13 protein-coding genes are annotated in these 16699 nt (G+C 68.4%); 4 read left to right on the plus strand and 9 right to left on the minus strand.

From position 1 onward, the window contains the following. The 5 genes from A9X01_RS32180 to A9X01_RS07385 all read right to left on the minus strand — a co-directional run. The coding region (locus A9X01_RS32180; protein ID WP_216638901.1) for a sigma 54-interacting transcriptional regulator at positions 1 to 1301 on the minus strand (1301 nt) is incomplete at its 3' end. Between the two features lie 99 nt (positions 1302 to 1400). Beyond that, entirely contained in the window at positions 1401 to 2966 is a 1566-nt protein-coding gene (gene purH, locus A9X01_RS07370) for a bifunctional phosphoribosylaminoimidazolecarboxamide formyltransferase/IMP cyclohydrolase (RefSeq protein ID WP_065120120.1), read from the minus strand. After that, positions 2963 to 3604: a phosphoribosylglycinamide formyltransferase gene (gene purN, locus A9X01_RS07375; RefSeq protein WP_065120121.1), complete on the minus strand. Its 642-nt coding sequence runs from the start codon at positions 3602 to 3604 to the stop codon at positions 2963 to 2965. Before purN ends, purH begins: the two co-directional genes overlap by 4 nt. A 59-nt stretch (positions 3605 to 3663) precedes the next feature. Continuing rightward, on the minus strand, positions 3664 to 5019 hold the full coding sequence (locus A9X01_RS07380; RefSeq protein WP_065120122.1) for a cell division protein PerM: 1356 nt from the start codon (positions 5017 to 5019) through the stop codon (positions 3664 to 3666). 39 nt (positions 5020 to 5058) lie between these two features. Continuing rightward, on the minus strand, positions 5059 to 5955 hold the full coding sequence (locus A9X01_RS07385; RefSeq protein ID WP_065120123.1) for a DUF5336 domain-containing protein: 897 nt from the start codon (positions 5953 to 5955) through the stop codon (positions 5059 to 5061). Between the two features lie 191 nt (positions 5956 to 6146). Between A9X01_RS07385 and A9X01_RS07390 the strand changes: the two genes are divergently transcribed. After that, positions 6147 to 6995: an LLM class F420-dependent oxidoreductase gene (locus A9X01_RS07390; protein WP_065120124.1), complete on the plus strand. Its 849-nt coding sequence runs from the start codon at positions 6147 to 6149 to the stop codon at positions 6993 to 6995. Here the strand turns inward: A9X01_RS07390 and A9X01_RS07395 are convergent. Further along, on the minus strand, positions 6992 to 8515 hold the full coding sequence (locus tag A9X01_RS07395) for an acetyl-CoA acetyltransferase (RefSeq protein WP_065120125.1): 1524 nt from the start codon (positions 8513 to 8515) through the stop codon (positions 6992 to 6994). The genes A9X01_RS07390 and A9X01_RS07395 overlap by 4 nt on opposite strands. Before the next feature lie 135 nt (positions 8516 to 8650). Here A9X01_RS07395 and A9X01_RS31795 point away from each other — a divergent pair, with 135 nt between their 5' ends. Next, entirely contained in the window at positions 8651 to 10012 is a 1362-nt protein-coding gene (locus A9X01_RS31795) for a PE family protein (protein WP_065120126.1), read from the plus strand. Between the two features lie 56 nt (positions 10013 to 10068). On the opposite strand, the gene sucD is transcribed toward A9X01_RS31795, so the two are convergent. Together sucD and sucC are read right to left on the minus strand one after the other, a co-directional pair. Then, positions 10069 to 10971 (minus strand): succinate--CoA ligase subunit alpha, encoded by a 903-nt coding sequence (gene sucD / locus A9X01_RS07405; protein ID WP_065120127.1) that lies wholly within the window; start codon positions 10969 to 10971, stop codon positions 10069 to 10071. A 67-nt stretch (positions 10972 to 11038) separates the two neighbouring features. Continuing rightward, on the minus strand, positions 11039 to 12220 hold the full coding sequence (gene sucC / locus A9X01_RS07410) for an ADP-forming succinate--CoA ligase subunit beta (protein ID WP_065120128.1): 1182 nt from the start codon (positions 12218 to 12220) through the stop codon (positions 11039 to 11041). Between the two features lie 313 nt (positions 12221 to 12533). Between sucC and A9X01_RS07415 the strand changes: the two genes are divergently transcribed. Beyond that, positions 12534 to 13553, plus strand: a complete 1020-nt coding sequence (locus A9X01_RS07415; protein WP_436405240.1) for a M23 family metallopeptidase — start codon at positions 12534 to 12536, stop codon at positions 13551 to 13553. A 3-nt stretch (positions 13554 to 13556) separates the two neighbouring features. After that, complete coding sequence (locus A9X01_RS07420) at positions 13557 to 14126, plus strand: ABC transporter permease (protein ID WP_065120129.1); 570 nt, start codon at positions 13557 to 13559, stop codon at positions 14124 to 14126. 18 nt (positions 14127 to 14144) lie between these two features. Here the strand turns inward: A9X01_RS07420 and pcrA are convergent, their stop codons facing one another. Next, a complete protein-coding gene (pcrA, locus tag A9X01_RS07425; protein WP_065120130.1) occupies positions 14145 to 16475 on the minus strand; it encodes a DNA helicase PcrA in 2331 nt (776 codons plus the stop codon). Positions 16476 to 16699: the final 224 nt, after the last annotated feature.

Raw genomic sequence — 16699 nt, forward strand, 5'->3', positions numbered from 1 at the left:
ACCAGCGCTCCGGTGTGTCGGCGCGGTTCGCGATCGCCGCGGCCGAGACGGTCGCCGCGGCGGCCCGGCACCGCGGCGCGATCCTGGGCGAGACCGACCCGGTCGCCCGGGTGGTCGACCTGGGCACCATCATCGACGTGTTGCGCGGCAAGCTGGAATTCGAGTCCGGCGAGGAGGGCCGCGAGCAGGCCGTGCTGGAGCATCTGCTGCGCCGCGCCACCGCCGACACCGCCTCGCGCGTGCTGGGCGGCATCGACGTCGGCACGCTGGTGTCCGCCGTCGAGAGTGGTTCCGCGGTGACGACGGGTGAACGGGTGTCGGCCAAGGATGTGCTGGCCGCGGTGCCGGGCCGCCGCGGCGACCGTCTCGGCCGCGGCGATCGCGAACCGCGCCGACACACCGGAGCGCTGGTCGACCGAACTGGACTCGCGCAGGTAGCGGGCGAACCGCGCGATGATCTGCAGCAGGTAGTCGGGCACCTGCGCGCTGAGGTGCGCCTCCTGGGCGATGACACCGATCTCGGCGCTCAGTTCGAGGGGGTAGTGGGTGCGGATCTCGGCGCCGAACCGGTCCTTGAGCGGCGTGATGATGCGGCCGCGGTTGGTGTAGTCCTCCGGGTTGGCGCTGGCCACGACCAGGACGTCGAGCGGCAGCCGCAGCGTATAGCCGCGCACCTGGATGTCGCGCTCCTCCATCACGTTGAGCATCGAGACCTGGATGCGCTCGGCGAGGTCGGGCAGTTCGTTGACGGCGACGATGCCGCGGTGGGCCCGCGGGATCAGCCCGTAGGCGATGGTTTCCGGGTCTCCCAGGCTGCGGCCTTCGGCGACCTTGATCGGGTCGATGTCCCCGACCAGGTCGGCGACGCTGGTGTCCGGGGTGGCCAGCTTCTCGGTGTACCGCTCGCTGCGGTGCTTCCAGGTGATCGGCAGGTCGTCTTGCAGCTGGGCGGCGCGGCGGATCCACTCCGGCGTGATCGGCGTGTACGGGTGCTCGCCCAGCTCCGAGCCGTCGATCACCGGCGTCCACTCGTCGAGCAGACCGGTGAGCGCCCGCAATAGCCGCGTCTTGCCCTGGCCGCGTTCGCCCAACAACACGAAGTCGTGGCCGGCGATCAGCGCGCGCTCGAGCTGCGGGATGACGGTGTCATCAAAACCCAGAATCCCAGGCCAAATTTCGTCACCCTCGGCCAGCGCGGTCAGAAGATTCTCGCGGATTTCCTGCTTGACCCCCCGCTCACGGTGACCGGAGGCACGCAGCTCGCCGACGGTGCGGGGCAGATTGCTCGGTGAAGTCACCACTCCACGCTACGACGCCGACTTTCGTTGTGCCGACGAGAGTGACTTTCCCGACGCACCTCGCGGCGTGTCGGTCGTGTATTTCACTCTCGGCTGAGGAGATCAGTGGGCGAAGTGGCGTGCTCCGGTGAGGTACAACGTGATCCCCGCCTTGCTGGCCGCGGCGGTCACTTCGTCGTCGCGCACCGAACCGCCGGGATGCACGATCGCCTTGACCCCGGCGGCGGTCAGGGTCTCCAGGCCGTCCGGGAACGGGAAGAACGCGTCGGAGGCGCCGACCGCGCCACGCACCCGCTCGCCACCTCTCTCGACAGCAAGCCGGGCCGCGTCGACCCGGTTGACCTGCCCCATCCCGACGCCGATGGTGGCGCCGCCAGAGACGATGACGATCGCGTTGGACTTGACCGCGCGGCAGGCGCGCCACGCGAAGACCAGGTCGGTCAGGGTGGCCGGGTCGGCGGGCTCACCGGTGGCCAGGGTCCAGTTGTTCGGGTTGTCGCCCTGCGCGTCGAGTTGGTCGCGCTGCTGGATGAGCAGTCCGCCGCTGATCGGCCGCAACTCGTGCCCGCCTGCCAGAGGTTCGGAGGCCACCAGCACGCGGATGTTCTTCTTGCGGGTCAGTATCTCGACGGCCCCGGGCTCGTAGGCGGGTGCGACGATCACCTCGGTGAAGATCGTGCTGACGTATTCGGCCATTTCGACGCTGACTTCGGTGTTGGCCGCGATCACGCCGCCGAAGGCGCTCAGCGGGTCGCATTCGTGGGCTTTGCGGTGCGCGTCGGCGACCGAGACCTCCGAGATCGCGATGCCGCAGGGGTTGGCGTGCTTGATGATCGCGACGCAGGTCTGCTCGTGGTCGAAGGCGGCGCGCCAGGCCGCGTCCGCATCGGTGAAGTTGTTGTAGGACATCTCCTTTCCGTGCAGCTGCTCGGCCTGCGCCAGACCCGGCCAGGCAGCGGGATCGGCGTAGAGCGCGGCCTGCTGGTGCGGGTTCTCGCCGTAACGCAGGGTCGCCTGGCGGCGCCAGTTGCGGGCGAAGAAATGCGGAAACTCCTGCGGCGGGTCTTCCGGGGCCAGGGTCTCCTGCATCCAGGTGGCGACGGCGATGTCGTATTCGGCGGTGTGCTGAAAGGCCAGCGACGCCAGCTTTTTGCGCTCGGCGAGGGTAAATCCGCCGTTGCGCACCGCGGCCAGCACCCCGTCATAGCCGCGCGGGTCGACCACCACGGCGACGCTCGGGTGATTCTTGGCGGCCGCGCGCACCATGGAGGGTCCGCCGATGTCGATCTGCTCGACGCACTCGTCGACGCCGGCGCCGGATTCGACGGTTTGGGTGAACGGGTAGAGGTTGACGACGACGAGTTCGAAGGCCTTGACGCCGAGCTCTTCCAGGGCCGCCTCGTGCGCCGGCTTGCGAAGGTCGGCCAACAGCCCCGCGTGCACCTTAGGGTGCAGGGTCTTCACGCGGCCGTCGAGCACCTCGGGGAAGCCGGTCAGCTCTTCGACCCGGGTCACCGGGATCGCTTTGTCGGCAATGGTCTTCGCCGTCGAGCCGGTGGAGACGATCTCCACACCGGCCGCCGCGAGCCCCTGCGCCAGCTCGACCAGCCCGGTCTTGTCGTACACGCTGATCAATGCGCGGCGGATCGGCTTCTTGTCGATGCTCATGCTGTGTTCATCCCCAGGGTCGCCTTTCGCTCGATCACCGTCACGCCGCCGGTTGCCATGGCGGCCACCACTTTCACCAGCAGTTGCCGTTCCACAACCTTGATGCGCTCATGCAAGGAGTCCTCGTCGTCACCGTCGAGCACTTCGACGGGTTGCTGGGCCAGTATCGGACCGGTGTCGACACCGGCATCCACCAGGTGCACCGTACAGCCGGTGACTTTCACCCCGTAGTCCAGCGCGTCGCGCACGCCGTGCGCACCCGGGAAGGCCGGCAACAGCGCCGGATGCGTATTGACGGTGCGTCCAATGAAGCGCGAAAGAAATTGCGGGCCAAGGATTCTCATGAATCCGGCGGATACCACCAGATCGGGCTGGTGGGCCGCGGTGGCTGCGGTGATGGCGGCGTCCCAGGCGTCCCGGCTCGGATGGTCGCCGACGCTGACTTTGTAGGCCGGGATGGCTGCCCGCGCGGCGATCTCGGTGGCCCGGCAGTCGCGATCCACGCCGACGGCCACCACCCGCGCCGGGTAGTCGCCGACGGCCGCCTCGAGCAGGGAGTTCAGCAGTGAACCGGTCCCGGACGCCAAGACCACCAGCCGCGCCGGTGCACTCGGGGGCACACGGAGCGGTTCCTGCACACGCGGAAGCCTAGTGGTGTGACGACGCCCGGCGCGCAGCAGACCCGGCCGAGAGACCGTCAATCCTGCCGCTCACCGCCCGGCCCCTCGTCGGGCTCCGGCGCGGCACCCGACGCCTCTTCTGCCGGGACTTCCGGAGCATCTGAGACGTCTGGGCCGTTCGGGACGTCCGGGGCCTCGCCGGGCTCGATGTCGTCGTCGAAAACCCCCAGGACGGGTTCTTCGGCATCCACGGGCACCGGCTCCGGTCGACGTCGCCGGGGTCGGCGCCGGATCCCGCCGGCCATCACCACCGTGACCGCACCGACGAGCGTGAACCAGAACAGCACACCGAGGAACAGCGCGCTCTTGTCGACGCCGACGTCCCCGAAGTTCCCCAGTTTGCCGCCACCGCCGTAGCCGAGCAGCGTCATCGCCGACGCACCCACGACGCCGGCCACCAGCAGCTTGGCCATCGCCGCGAACAACGGCAGCGCGCGCCGGGCGCACTGCTGCCCGACCGCGACACCTGACGCGGCGCCGATGATCAGCAGGGCGACCCACACCGGACCCAGCGGCGGCGTCGGCGCCGCGGCCAGGATCGGCAACGCCGGCACATCACCACCGAACACCGTGAACGAACTGAACGTCGCGAACCCGATGTGCGCGCTCGATCCCACCGCGACAGCCGACGCACCGACGATGACGTTGGGCGCGTACAGCACCGACAGCACGGTCAGGTTGAACTGGCCCCAAATGGACTCGGTGATGCCGTACAGGTCCTGCATCGTCGCCCAGTGCACAACCAGCGACCCGGCCGTCACCATCCCCGACAAACCCACCAATGCCAATACCCCGGCGGTGGCCGCGCGCAGCGAATCGCCCAGCCAGTTGGGCAGGGGGGAAATGGCCAGGGCGCGTCGGCCCACCCGCGACCACACCCCGATCGCGGCGCCGACCGCATGCACCACCAGCACGCTCGTGAAAGCCCGTAAGGCGCTGGGTGTTTGCAACTCGGTCAGCACCGACGACGCGTCGTGAATTACCGCCAGTGCGATCGCCGTCATCAACAACGGCCCGCCCAGCGACGACGCGATGACCCAGCGCACCACCAGCCACGACGAGTACGGAGACGTGGCCCGCGCCGTCGCGCGCGCGGTCGCCCACACCATCAGCAGGACGGGTAGCAGCGGCATGACGCCGAGCTCCCGGCCGCCGATCGACACCGGCACCTGGTGGATGCCGAGCCACATGCTTGCGATGGCGCCCAATGCGCCGGTCATGTCGCTGTTGGCGATCAGCAGTTCCAGCAGCGTGACAGCCGCAATGATGACCAGCGCCACCACGGCGGGCGCGAACGCCACCCGAACGAGGTCACGCGCCTGCCGAGCGCCCGCGGACTGGTTGTCCTCGCTTCTTGCCGACACCCTGTTCACTCTTCGCGCACGAGCCTTACCAGGCGCGAGAGCGCTCGTTTAGACCGGCGCCGAACCAGGCGACGACTGCTGGCCCTGACCGTAGGACTGCTGACCCTCGGCGGGCTGTGAGTAGTTGACCGGAGCCTGGCCCCCCTGGGATCCAGAACCGGCACTGACCGGCGGCGGCGGGCTGAAGCTCGGGAACCCGGTGGGCGGGGTGTGCGTCGGTCCCTGCTGCTGTTGCTGGGGGGGCGACTGCGCCGGCTGCTGGGCGGGGAACCCGCCGGACTGGGGGTTGGGGCTCGACGAGTAGCCGCCGCCGTATTGCGAGCCGTAGCCGGCGGGGTTCTGCGCGGGCTGCTGTGCACCCGGCTGACCGTAGTAGCCGCCCGGCTGGCCGCCGTACTGACCGTACTGGCCGTACTGTCCGTACCCACCGAACGGGTCGTACTTGGGCCGCGGCGCCGGGGCGGTGATGACGCCCGCGTCCAGCAGCAGCGCGGCGACCGCGGCCACCGCCTCGAAGACGATCAGCACCAGGACAATCCACAGCGCCCAACCGGTCGAGTACGCGTTCGGCTTGTTGAACGTCGCGGAGATGACCAGCAAGACGGCCAGCACCGAGAGCACTGCGACGATCGTCACGTAGCTCTTGGCTTTGGGTAGCAGGCTCACCCCAGCGAGCAGTGCGGCCAACACCGCCACCACCACCGCCAATGCGAATTCACCGAACAACTCACCGCCGGAGCCGCCGAGATCGTTGCCGTAGGTGAAGACCGGGCCGAAGTTGAAGAAGTAGGCGAGCAGACCCAGGGCCGCCACCGCGATGGTCAGGTAGACCCCCAGCTTGCTCTCACCCGGCTCGGTCTGCGCCGGCGCCGGTGTGTTCGGAGTGCCGTAGGACCCCGGCGGCTGCGATTGCTGATATCCGGGAGTACCGGGTGAGTAGGTCATGACTCCTCCTGTTGCTTCCGGTGGCCGCATTGCGCGGGGCGGCGCCGGCCGTGCGACGCCATTCGACCAACCACGCTAGCGCACCTTCCAGAACAAAGGCCCGGCGCCGCTCGGGGCCACCCCGCGCCGCCCCGGCGGCAGCACAGCGGGGCCGCTCGCGCGCAAAAGTAGAACACGTTCTAAATTGAGGCATGGACTACGGACTCGTGCTGTTCACCAGCGACCGCGGCATCTCCCCGGCGGCAGCCGCCAAGCTTGCCGACGACCATGGTTTCCAGACGTTTTACGTCCCCGAACACACCCACATCCCGATCAAGCGCGAGGCGGCGCACCCGACCACGGGTGACGCCTCACTGCCTGACGACCGTTATATGCGCACCCTCGATCCGTGGGTGAGTCTGGGCGCGGCGTGCGCGGTGACGTCGCGCGTCCGGCTGTCCACCGCGGTGGCGCTGCCCGTCGAGCACGACCCGATCACCCTGGCGAAAAGTATCGCGACGCTGGACCACCTGTCCGGCGGACGGGTCAGCCTCGGCGTCGGATTCGGCTGGAACACCGATGAACTCGCCGACCACAACGTGCCGGCCGGGCGGCGTCGCACCATGTTGCGCGAGTACCTCGAGGCGATGCGGGCGCTGTGGACGCAGGAGGAAGCGGAATACGACGGCGAGTTCGTCAAGTTCGGGCCCAGCTGGGCCTGGCCCAAGCCAGTGCAATCCCACATTCCCGTGCTGGTCGGCGCGGCGGGCACGGAGAAGAACTTCAAGTGGATCGCGCGCAGCGCCGACGGGTGGATCACCACTCCCCGCGACTTCGACATCGACGAGCCGGTCAAGCTGTTACAGGACACCTGGGCCGCGGCCGGGCGTGACGGCGCGCCCCAGATCGTGGCGCTGGACTTCAAACCGGACGCCGACAAGCTGGCCCGCTGGGCCGAGCTCGGCGTGACCGAAGTCCTGTTCGGCATGCCCGACAGCGACGAAGACAAAGTCGCCGCGTACGTGGAGCGGCTGGCCGGCAAGCTGGCCGGCTTCGTCTAAGGCGAGCAGCGGTTGCCGTAGTCGAAGGACCGCACCTGCACCGCGGTGCCCAGCGGGTCCTCGTCGGTGAGGCGGGCGATCAGTCCGTCGTCCTCGGTGGTTGCGATGAAGCGGCTGCCGTCAGAGTCCAAGCGTCCGATGATGATTCCGGTGCGGCGTCCGTTGTCCCGGCGCACGGTATAGGTCTCTACGGTGCCCGGACCGTCGGGATGTTCGGTCACCGGCACGGTGGGTCCGGCGTCGACCTGCTTCTGCAGTTGCGCGCTGCGGTCCGGTCGCCACGGCACGGGCTCGGTCGAGTACACGCCGACCGAGTACTTGCTCAGGATCCCGCCGTTGGCGCCGACGAGGCCGAATTCCCCGGGGGCACTTCGCATCCGGGCGACGGTCTCGGCAACGGCGTGCATCGAGTAGTTATTGCCGGCGCCGCCGAAGAACGGCAGCCCGCCGGTAAGGGTGAGACCACGTGGATCGTCGGGCGCGATTGACAGCCCGTCGCAGACGTTGAACACCGGCACCGGGAAGCAGCTGTACAGGTCGAAGGTGGCGATGTCGTCGATGCCGATCCCCGCCACGTCCAGCGCCTCGCGCGCCGCCAGCAAGGCCGACGGAGCCTGCCCGAGGTCGGGCCGTTCCAGCAGGTCCTGCTCTTGCAGGTCCGCGTGGCCGCGTAGGTACACCCATTTCTCTTCCGGCACGCCCAGTCGGTGCGCCGCGGCCACCGACATCAGCAACGCAGCCGCACCCTGGTTCACCTGATCGCGGGCGACCATCAAGCGCGGGTACGGGTCCGAGATCATCCGGTTGCGCTCGGAGACGGTGATCAGCTCGTCGACGGTCCGCTCGACCGGGGCGGCTGCGAACGGGTTGTTAGCGGCGACCTTGCTGAACGGCGCGAACAGCTCGCCCATGCGGCGCAGATACTCGGTCGGCCCGAGGCCGGTCCCGGCGCGCCGCGCATTCTCCAGCAACGCGTACTGCGTCGGCGCATCGATGAGACCGTGGATCACGGTGTTTCGGGACACCAGGTAGTCGATGCCCTGGCCGCGGTCTTCGAGGTCGCCTTCGATGGTCTCGGTGAAGTCGGGTTTATCGGTGGCCTGGGCGAAATGGCGCAGCGTGGACGTCGCATCGGAGCCGAAGACCAGGGCCACCTCCGAGTGGCCCGCCGCGATCTCGCCGGCCAGCTCGGTGATCAGTTTCTGCGGTCCCTGGCCGCCGACGATCTCCAGGATTGCCCGGCCGGGCTCGGCGCCGATCCGTTTGGCCACCGACCGCGGGTAGTTGTTGGACCGTCCCAGCGGCGCGTTGGCGACCGGCCCGGAGATCTCGAACTGCCGCAGCGCCGCGATTGTGTCGACGGCACCCGCCACCCCGATACCGCCGCTGTCGTCAACCGCGGCCTGGGCGGCGGCGGCCGCCAACTCGACCGGTGACATGGCCCGGTAGCCCGGATCAGCGATGCGCTCGGCGGCCTGTCCGACACCGACGATGACGGGCGTCCGCGGATCCAGTTTCATAGCTCAACTATCTACCCCAGCCCTGCGCTCTGTTTGCAGGCGGGGTGAAGTTGGGATCGGTAGACGCCTGTGTGGCAATACCGTTCTGCCGTCCGGTGACCCGCGGGAGGTCGCCGCAACGGTTGGAGGTCGGAGATGTCTCACGTGATCGCGGTGCCGGAGTTCATCAGCGCGGCGGCCTCGGATCTGGCGAACGTCGGTGCGGCGGTCAACGCAGCGAATGCGGCGGCGGCATCGCCCACGTCCGCCCTGCTGGCAGCGGGCGCCGACGAGGTATCCGCTGCGATCGCAGCGATGTTCAGCTCCTACGGGCAGACCTACCAGTCGCTCAGTGCTCACATCGCCGGCTTCCACCAGCAGTTCGTTCAGCTGTTGGCCACCGGCGCCAATTCCTACGCCACTGCCGAAGCCACCAGCGCCGATTCACTGCTGGCCGCCATCAACGACCCGTTCGAACGATTCCTCGGCCGCCCGCTGATCGGCGATGGCGCCAACGGCGTCGACGGAACCGGCTCCAATGGCCAAAACGGCGGCCTGCTGTGGGGCAACGGCGGTGCCGGCGGTTCCGGTGGGGCCGGCCAGAATGGCGGGTTCGGCGGCGACGGCGGGTTCCTCTTCGGCAATGGCGGCCGGGGCGGTACCGGTGGAGCCGCCAACGGCGCCGGCTTCGTCGGCCAGGGTGGCGCCGGCGGTAACGCCGTCGGCCTGTTCGGCAACGGCGGCGCCGGAGGGGTCGGCGGGGCCAGTGTCAATGGCGTCGCCGGCGACGGCGGATGGGGCGGCAGCGGCGGGATCCTCTGGGGCAACGGCGGCGCCGGGGGTGCCGGCGGGAACGGCTTCGTTGCCGGCTGGGGCGGCTACGGGGGCGACGGTCTCGGCCTGCTCTATGGTCTTGGCGGCGTCGGCGGAGCCGGCGGCGACTCGCTGGTGTTCAGCAATGGCATCGCCGGTGTCGGCGGGACCGGCGGCAGCGGCAACATTCTGTTCAACCTGATCTCGACCGGCGCCGACGGCGGTACCGGAGGGGCAGCGGTCGGCAACGCCAACATCGGCGGCCAGGGCGGGCAGGGCGGCAGTGGCGCCGGCCAGTTGTTCGGCTTCGGCGGCAACGGCGGGACCGGCGGGACCAACCTCACCGGTGGTCACGGCGGGCCGGGCGGGTACGGCGGCGACGGTGGGGCGTTCTTCGGCATCGGCGGCGCGGGCGGCGACGGCGGCAGCGCGGCGGCCGGCGGGACCGGCGGAGTCGGCGGACTGGGTGGCCTCGGTGGCATCCTGTTCGGCCTCGGCGGCCACGGCGGCAATGGGTTCGGCGCGGCCAACTTGGCCGTCGGCGGCAACGGCGCGCAGGGCGGCTACGGCGGGTACTTCTTCGGCATCGGGGGCGACGGCGGCAACGGCGGCATCGGAGCGATCCCCGGCATCGGCGCCCCCGGCGGGTTCGGTGCGTTCTTCCTGGTCGGCCCGAACGGCAAGCCCGGCGTGACACCGGGATAGCCCCCCGGGGCACCGTCCGCTCGCGACCGGGGGCGCCTTTTGCTCGCGCTGGAGCGCTACAGGGTCTTGAGGATCTCCCGGGCCAGCGCGGCCGTCTCCGACGGCGTCTTGCCCACCTTCACGCCCGCCGCCTCCAACGCATCCTTCTTGGCCGCCGCGGTGCCCGACGACCCGGACACGATCGCGCCCGCGTGGCCCATCGTCTTGCCTTCCGGCGCGGTGAATCCCGCGACGTAACCGACGACCGGCTTGGTCACATTCGCCTTGATGAAGTCAGCGGCCCGCTCCTCGGCGTCACCGCCGATCTCGCCGATCATCACGATCAGCTTGGTGTCGGGGTCCTTCTCGAACGCCTCGATGGCGTCGATGTGGGTGGTGCCGATCACCGGGTCACCGCCGATGCCGATCGAGGTGGTGAACCCGAAATCACGCAGCTCGTACATCATCTGGTAGGTCAGCGTGCCGGACTTGGACACCAGACCCACCGGTCCGGGACCGCTGATGTTGGCCGGGGTGATGCCCACCAGCGACTGACCGGGGCTGATGATGCCGGGGCAGTTCGGCCCGATGATCCGGGTCTTCTGTCCCTTCTCCACGTTGTAGGCCCACGCATAGGCGCTGTCCTGCACCGGGATTCCCTCAGTGATGACCACCAGTAGCGGAATCTCGGCGTCGATGGCCTCGATGATCGCGTCCTTGGCGAACACCGGCGGCACGAAGATGATCGAGACGTCGGCGCCGGTCTTCTCAATGGCCTCCACGACGCTGCCGAACACCGGCAACTCGACGGGCTCCCCGTCGGCGTTCTTGTGCGCCACGGTGGTGCCGGCCTTACGGGCGTTGACACCGCCGACGATCTTGGTGCCGGCCGCCAGCATCCGGGCGGTGTGCTTGGTGGCTTCGGCGCCGGTGATGCCCTGGACGACGACCTTGTTGTCTGCGGTCAGGAAGATAGCCATGTTCGTTCAGTCCCTTTCCTCGTGCCGACCCGCTGCGCCCGGCTTCGCCGCCCTTGCGATCGCCACGTCAGGCGCTCGCCAGCTCGGCCGCTTTGTCGGCGGCGTCGTCCATCGTCGCGACCAGGGTCACCAGCGGGTGGTTGGCCTCGGCCAGGATGCGCCGGCCCTCCTCGACGTTGTTGCCGTCGAGGCGCACCACCAACGGCTTGTTCGCCTCGTCGCCCAGGATCTCGAGAGCCTTGACGATGCCGGTGGCCACCGCGTCGCAGGAGGTGATGCCGCCGAAGACGTTGACGAACACGCTCTTCACCTGCTCGTCGCCCAACACCACGTCCAGGCCCGCGGCCATCACCTCGGCTGAAGCGCCACCGCCGATGTCGAGGAAGTTGGCCGGCTTCACGCCGCCGTGCTTCTCGCCCGCGTAGGCGACGACGTCCAGCGTCGACATGACCAGGCCGGCGCCGTTGCCGATGATTCCGACCTGTCCGTCGAGCTTCACGTAGTTGAGGTCGTGCTCTTTGGCCTTGAGCTCCAGCGGGTCTGTCGCCGCGCGGTCCTCGAACTCGACGTGGCCGGGCTGGCGGAAGTCGGCGTTCGCGTCCAGGGTGACCTTGCCGTCCAGCGCCAGGATCCGGCCTGGGTCGCCTTCACCGCGTGAAGGAGTGCGCACCAGCGGGTTGACCTCGACCAGGGTGGCGTCCTCGCCGACGAAAACACCCCACAGCTTCTCGATGGTCACCGCGGCGGAGTCCAGCACCTCCTCGGGCAGGTGGCCCTGCTCGGCGATGGAACGCGCGAACGCCCGGTCCACCCCCTTGACCGCGTTCACCGGGACCTTGGCCAGCCGATCCGGCTTGGTCGCGGCCACCTCCTCGATCTCCATGCCGCCTTCGACCGAGCACATGGCCAGGTAGGTGCGGTTGGCGCGGTCGAGCAGGAAGGAGAGGTAGTACTCCTCGGCGATGTCGCTGGCCTCGGCGACCAACAACTTCTTGACGATGTGGCCCTTGATGTCCAGGCCGAGAATGTTCTTGGCGTGCTCGTAGGCCTCTTCGGGCGTCGCGGCGTACTTCACGCCACCCGCCTTGCCGCGCCCACCGGTCTTGACCTGGGCCTTCACCATGACGGGCGCACCGACTTCCTCCGCGATCGCTTTCGCGCCTTCAGCGGTGTCGGTCACCCGGCCCTGCGTGCCGGGTACGCCGTGTTTGGCGAACAGTTCTTTGGCTTGGTACTCGAACAGATCCATGGGGCGTCACTGCCTTTGCTCGGCTTGTCTACTAGGCCAATTAGGGTGGCGGTGCCGCAGTCGGCAACTCGCACGGAGGAACTGTATCGGCACCCCGAACGACTCTCGTCGCCGCATCCCACCGCTGTGGTGCACGTCACCTGACGGAACGGCACACGAGGACGTGACCCAAGTCACAAAAGTGGCCGCATTTTGCACTGAGGTTGCCAGCCCCATACCTTTGCGGATACCTTCTCAAGGTCCAGATAACGTTATGGTCACGATACGAGGACATTTCAGCTTGTCCCAGCACCGAATTACCCGCTCTACCAGCGTGGCTACCACGCGCGCGCACCGGGATCGCTGGTTACAGCATCACCGCAACGAAGTCACCGAGATCATTCCGCTGGACGGCTTCGACGAGTTCGACGACCTCGAGTTGTCCGACCTCGACGAGCTGGACTTCGGCGAGTCTGAGTTCAATCTCGACGAGCAGCTGCTGCACGCCCCGGAGCTCGACGACCTCAACGACGTCGACGAGTTGATCCCGCTGTGGCTGGCTGCCCCGGTCACCGAAGTCCTACCGCGGGTCGTCATCACGCCCGAATCCGGTTCCGACACGACCGACGTCCTGCCGGTGCCGCGCCGCGGCGGAAGCCACCGCAAGGAGCCCACCAGCGCCGCCAAGGGCCGCCTGCTGATCGGGGCGATGGCCGCCGGTGCGGCCGCCGCGGCGACGCACACCGCGCTCAGCCAGTCCGAGACCGCCAAGATCGAGACGGTGCTGACGGCGAACGCGTCGAACATGTCGGGCGGATCCGGCAGCAACGCGCCGCGCGGTGTTCAGGTGATCGCCGCCCAGCCCGCCAACGCCGCCTTCCACAACGAAGAACTCGCCCGAGGCAACGCCTTCGCGCAGGAGCGCGCTCAGCGCGAGGCCCGGCTGCAGCAGCCGCTGTACGTCATGCCGACCAAAGGCATCTTCACTTCCAACTTCGGCTACCGCTGGGGCGTGCTGCACGCCGGCATCGACCTGGCCAACTCGATCGGCACGCCGATCTACGCGGTGTCAGATGGGGTCGTCATCGACGCCGGTCCGACCGCGGGCTACGGCATGTGGGTCAAGCTGCGCCACGTCGACGGCACTGTCACGCTCTACGGCCACGTCAACAGCACGCTGGTCAGCGTCGGCGAACGCGTGATGGCGGGCGACCAGATCGCGACCATGGGCAATCGGGGCTTCTCCACCGGGCCACACCTGCATTTCGAGGTGCTGTTGGGCGGTAGCGAGCGGATCGACCCGGTGCCGTGGCTGGCCAAGCGTGGGCTGTCCGTCGGCAACTACGCCGGCTGACCGGTGACCGCGCCCAGCGATCCCGGTCCGCGCGATAATCCGCCCGAGCCCGGCGAATCACCGGGCGAACCCCGCACGCGAATCATCCGGCGTGCGCCGACGGCGCCGTTGCCGCCGATCCCGGATTCCGCGCAACCCACGCAAATCATCCGGCGTGCACCGTCTTTGGCGTCCGGCCAGGTGCCGCCGCCCACGGTGCTGCCGACGAAGACGAGGGCCCGTACCGCGGTGGCGGCCAGCGCGGTGAGCATCATCAGCGGCTGGGCGACGTCGGTGGTGGCCACCGACCTGATCGCCGGCTGGTGGCAGACGGACCGATTGTTCTGCATCGCAGTCGGATTCCTCGCGCTGGTCTTCGCGGTCACCACCGTCTCGGGCGTCATCCTGCTGTTGCTGCGCCGTCCGGTGGGGCGTTGGCTGCTGGTGGCTGGGGCGGCGGTGGCGCTGCTGACCTACCTCGGTGTGTTCATCGCGGGCGCGCGGGTGGCGTGGCTGGTGCACCTGCTGCCGCTGTTGCCGGTCGCAAGCGGCGTGCTGGTGATGTTGAACGAAACCAAGCGCTGGGTCGAATAGTCCTGCGCCGCTAGGCGTTCAGAGCTTGCTGATCGGCGCGTGGTTGTGCATCAGCTTCACCCGACCGGCGCTGCCGAAGTCGATCAACGACATCGCCGATTCGCCGACACCGGACACTTCCTCAACGCGGCCCAGGCCGTACTTGTCATGGGTTACCCGGTCACCGGGCTCCAGCACGATCAGCGGACGCTTGGCGGCTCCCGAACGCGTGGGCGCCGCGCGCGGGGTGCCGAACCGTCCGGCGCCGCTCACCGGCGCGCTGAACGACGGCTTGGGCGCAGTGCGGCGCCAGTCGATGAGCTGCTGCGGAATCTCGCGCAGGAAGCGAGATTCCGGGTTCAGCATGGGCTGACCCCACGATGACCGCACGATGGCCCGGCTGACGTACAACCGCTGCCGGGCCCGGGTTATCCCGACGTAGGCCAATCGCCGTTCCTCGGAGAGTTCGACCGGGTCGTCGAGGGCGCGCATGTGCGGCAACATGCCGTCCTCCCAACCGGTCACGAAGACCACCGGGAACTCCAGCCCCTTGGCGGTGTGCAAGGTCATCAGCGTCACCAGGCCCGAGCCGTGCTCCGGGATCTCGTCGGTGTCGGCGACCAGCGACACGCGTTCGAGAAATGCCGCCAGCACCCCGGTGTCGGGCACGTCCTCGTTGTCGGCGTCGGTCTCGGCCGCCAGGGCCTCCGCGTTCGCCCGGTCGATGCTGAATTCATGTGCGACGCTGACGAGTTCGTTGAGGTTGTCCAGCCGCGCCAGCTCCTGCGGGTCGGTTGAGGATTCCAGTTCCCTGCGGTAGCCGGTGCGTTCCAGCACCGCTTCGACCAGTTCGCCGAGATCGTCGTCAAGGTGCCCCCGCAGCTCGTCCAGCAACTCGACGAAGCCGGCAATCGCCTTCTCGGCCCGGCTGTTGAGCATCGCGACCTTGCCCTCGGCCGCGGCCTGCAAGGCGTCGGCGAAGCTGGCTCCGGTGTTCTCGGCGTACACCGCCACACACGCCTCGGCACGATCGCCGATGCCACGGCGCGGCGTGTTGAGAATGCGCCGCATGCTGACCGCGTCGCCCGGATTGTCCAGCACCCGCAGGTAGGCGACGATGTCGCGGATCTCCTTGCGCTCGTAGAAGCGCACTCCCCCAACAACTTTGTAGGGAATGCCGGCGCGAATGAAGACCTCTTCCAGCGAGCGCGACGAGTTGTTGGTGCGGTAGAAGACCGCGACATCGTTATAGGTGATCTCACCGCGATCGGCCAGCGCGTCGATCTCCTCGGCCACGAATCTGGCCTCGTCGTGTTCGTTGTCGGCGACGTAGCCGACGATCAGCTCGCCCTCGCCGGCATCGGTCCACAACCGCTTCTCCCGGCGTCCGGAGTTGCGGGCGATCACCGAGTTGGCCGCCGACAGGATGTTCTGCGTCGAGCGGTAATTCTGTTCCAGCAGAATCGTTCTGGCGTCCGGGTAGTCGCGCTCGAAGTCTTCGATGTTGCGGATGGTGGCGCCGCGGAAGGCGTAGATCGACTGGTCGGCGTCGCCGACCACGCACAGTTCCGCGGGCGGCACTTCGTTGTTTTCGTTGTCGGTGCCGACCAGTTCCCGCACCAGCATGTACTGGGCATGGTTGGTGTCCTGGTACTCGTCGACCAGCACGTGGCGGAACCGGCGCCGGTAGTACTGCGCGATGTCCGGGAAGGTCTGCAGCACCGCGACGGTCTCACCGATGAGGTCGTCGAAGTCCAGGGCGTTGGCCGCCCGCAGCCGGCGCTGATATTCGCCGAAGACGGAGGCGACGGTGCGCGCCAGATCGTCGGATTCGTCGGCCAGGTCGGACACCGCCTGGTGCGGGTCGATCAGTTCGTTCTTCAGGTTGGAGATCGCATTGGCCAGCAGGCGCGGGGAGTACCGCTTGATGTCCAGGCCCATGTCGCGGCCGATCATCTGCAGCAGGCGCCGGGAGTCGTCGGCGTCGTAGATCGAGAAGTTGGAGTTCAGCCCCTCGATCAGGGACGCCTGGTTGCGCAGGATCCGCACGCACGACGAGTGGAATGTCGACACCCACATGTACCGCGCCCGGGGACCGACCAGGTTCACCACGCGTTCCCGCATCTCGGCGGCCGCCTTGTTGGTGAAGGTGATGGCCAGGATCTGGCCCACCCCTACCCCGCGCTCGGCGATCAGGTAGGCGATCCGCCGGGTCAGCACCGCCGTCTTCCCCGAGCCCGCACCGGCGACGATCAGCAGCGGCGAACCCTCATGGACCACCGCCTGGCGCTGTTGCGGGTTGAGGCCCGCGAGCAGTTCATCTACCGCGGATGGATGGGAGGACTCGGCTTCGGTCGCGTGCACACTCATGTCGTTCCAAACTTACCGCCGCCCGCCGACAACCGGACCGCCCACCGCCGCAGCGCAATTTCGGCACTTTTTTGCACACGCGCGCCGTCGGGTGGCACACTCAACTCGTGCTCAACAGGCAGCGCCGATTTTTCTACGGGTACCCGCCAGCGGTGCCCGTGGTCTAGCTGCCTTCGCAGAGCCCCGTGGTCCGCTTCCGGATTCGGGGCTCGTTTCTTGTGTGA

The organism is Mycobacterium asiaticum, assembly GCF_001668675.1.
Taxonomy (GTDB): domain Bacteria; phylum Actinomycetota; class Actinomycetes; order Mycobacteriales; family Mycobacteriaceae; genus Mycobacterium; species Mycobacterium asiaticum_D.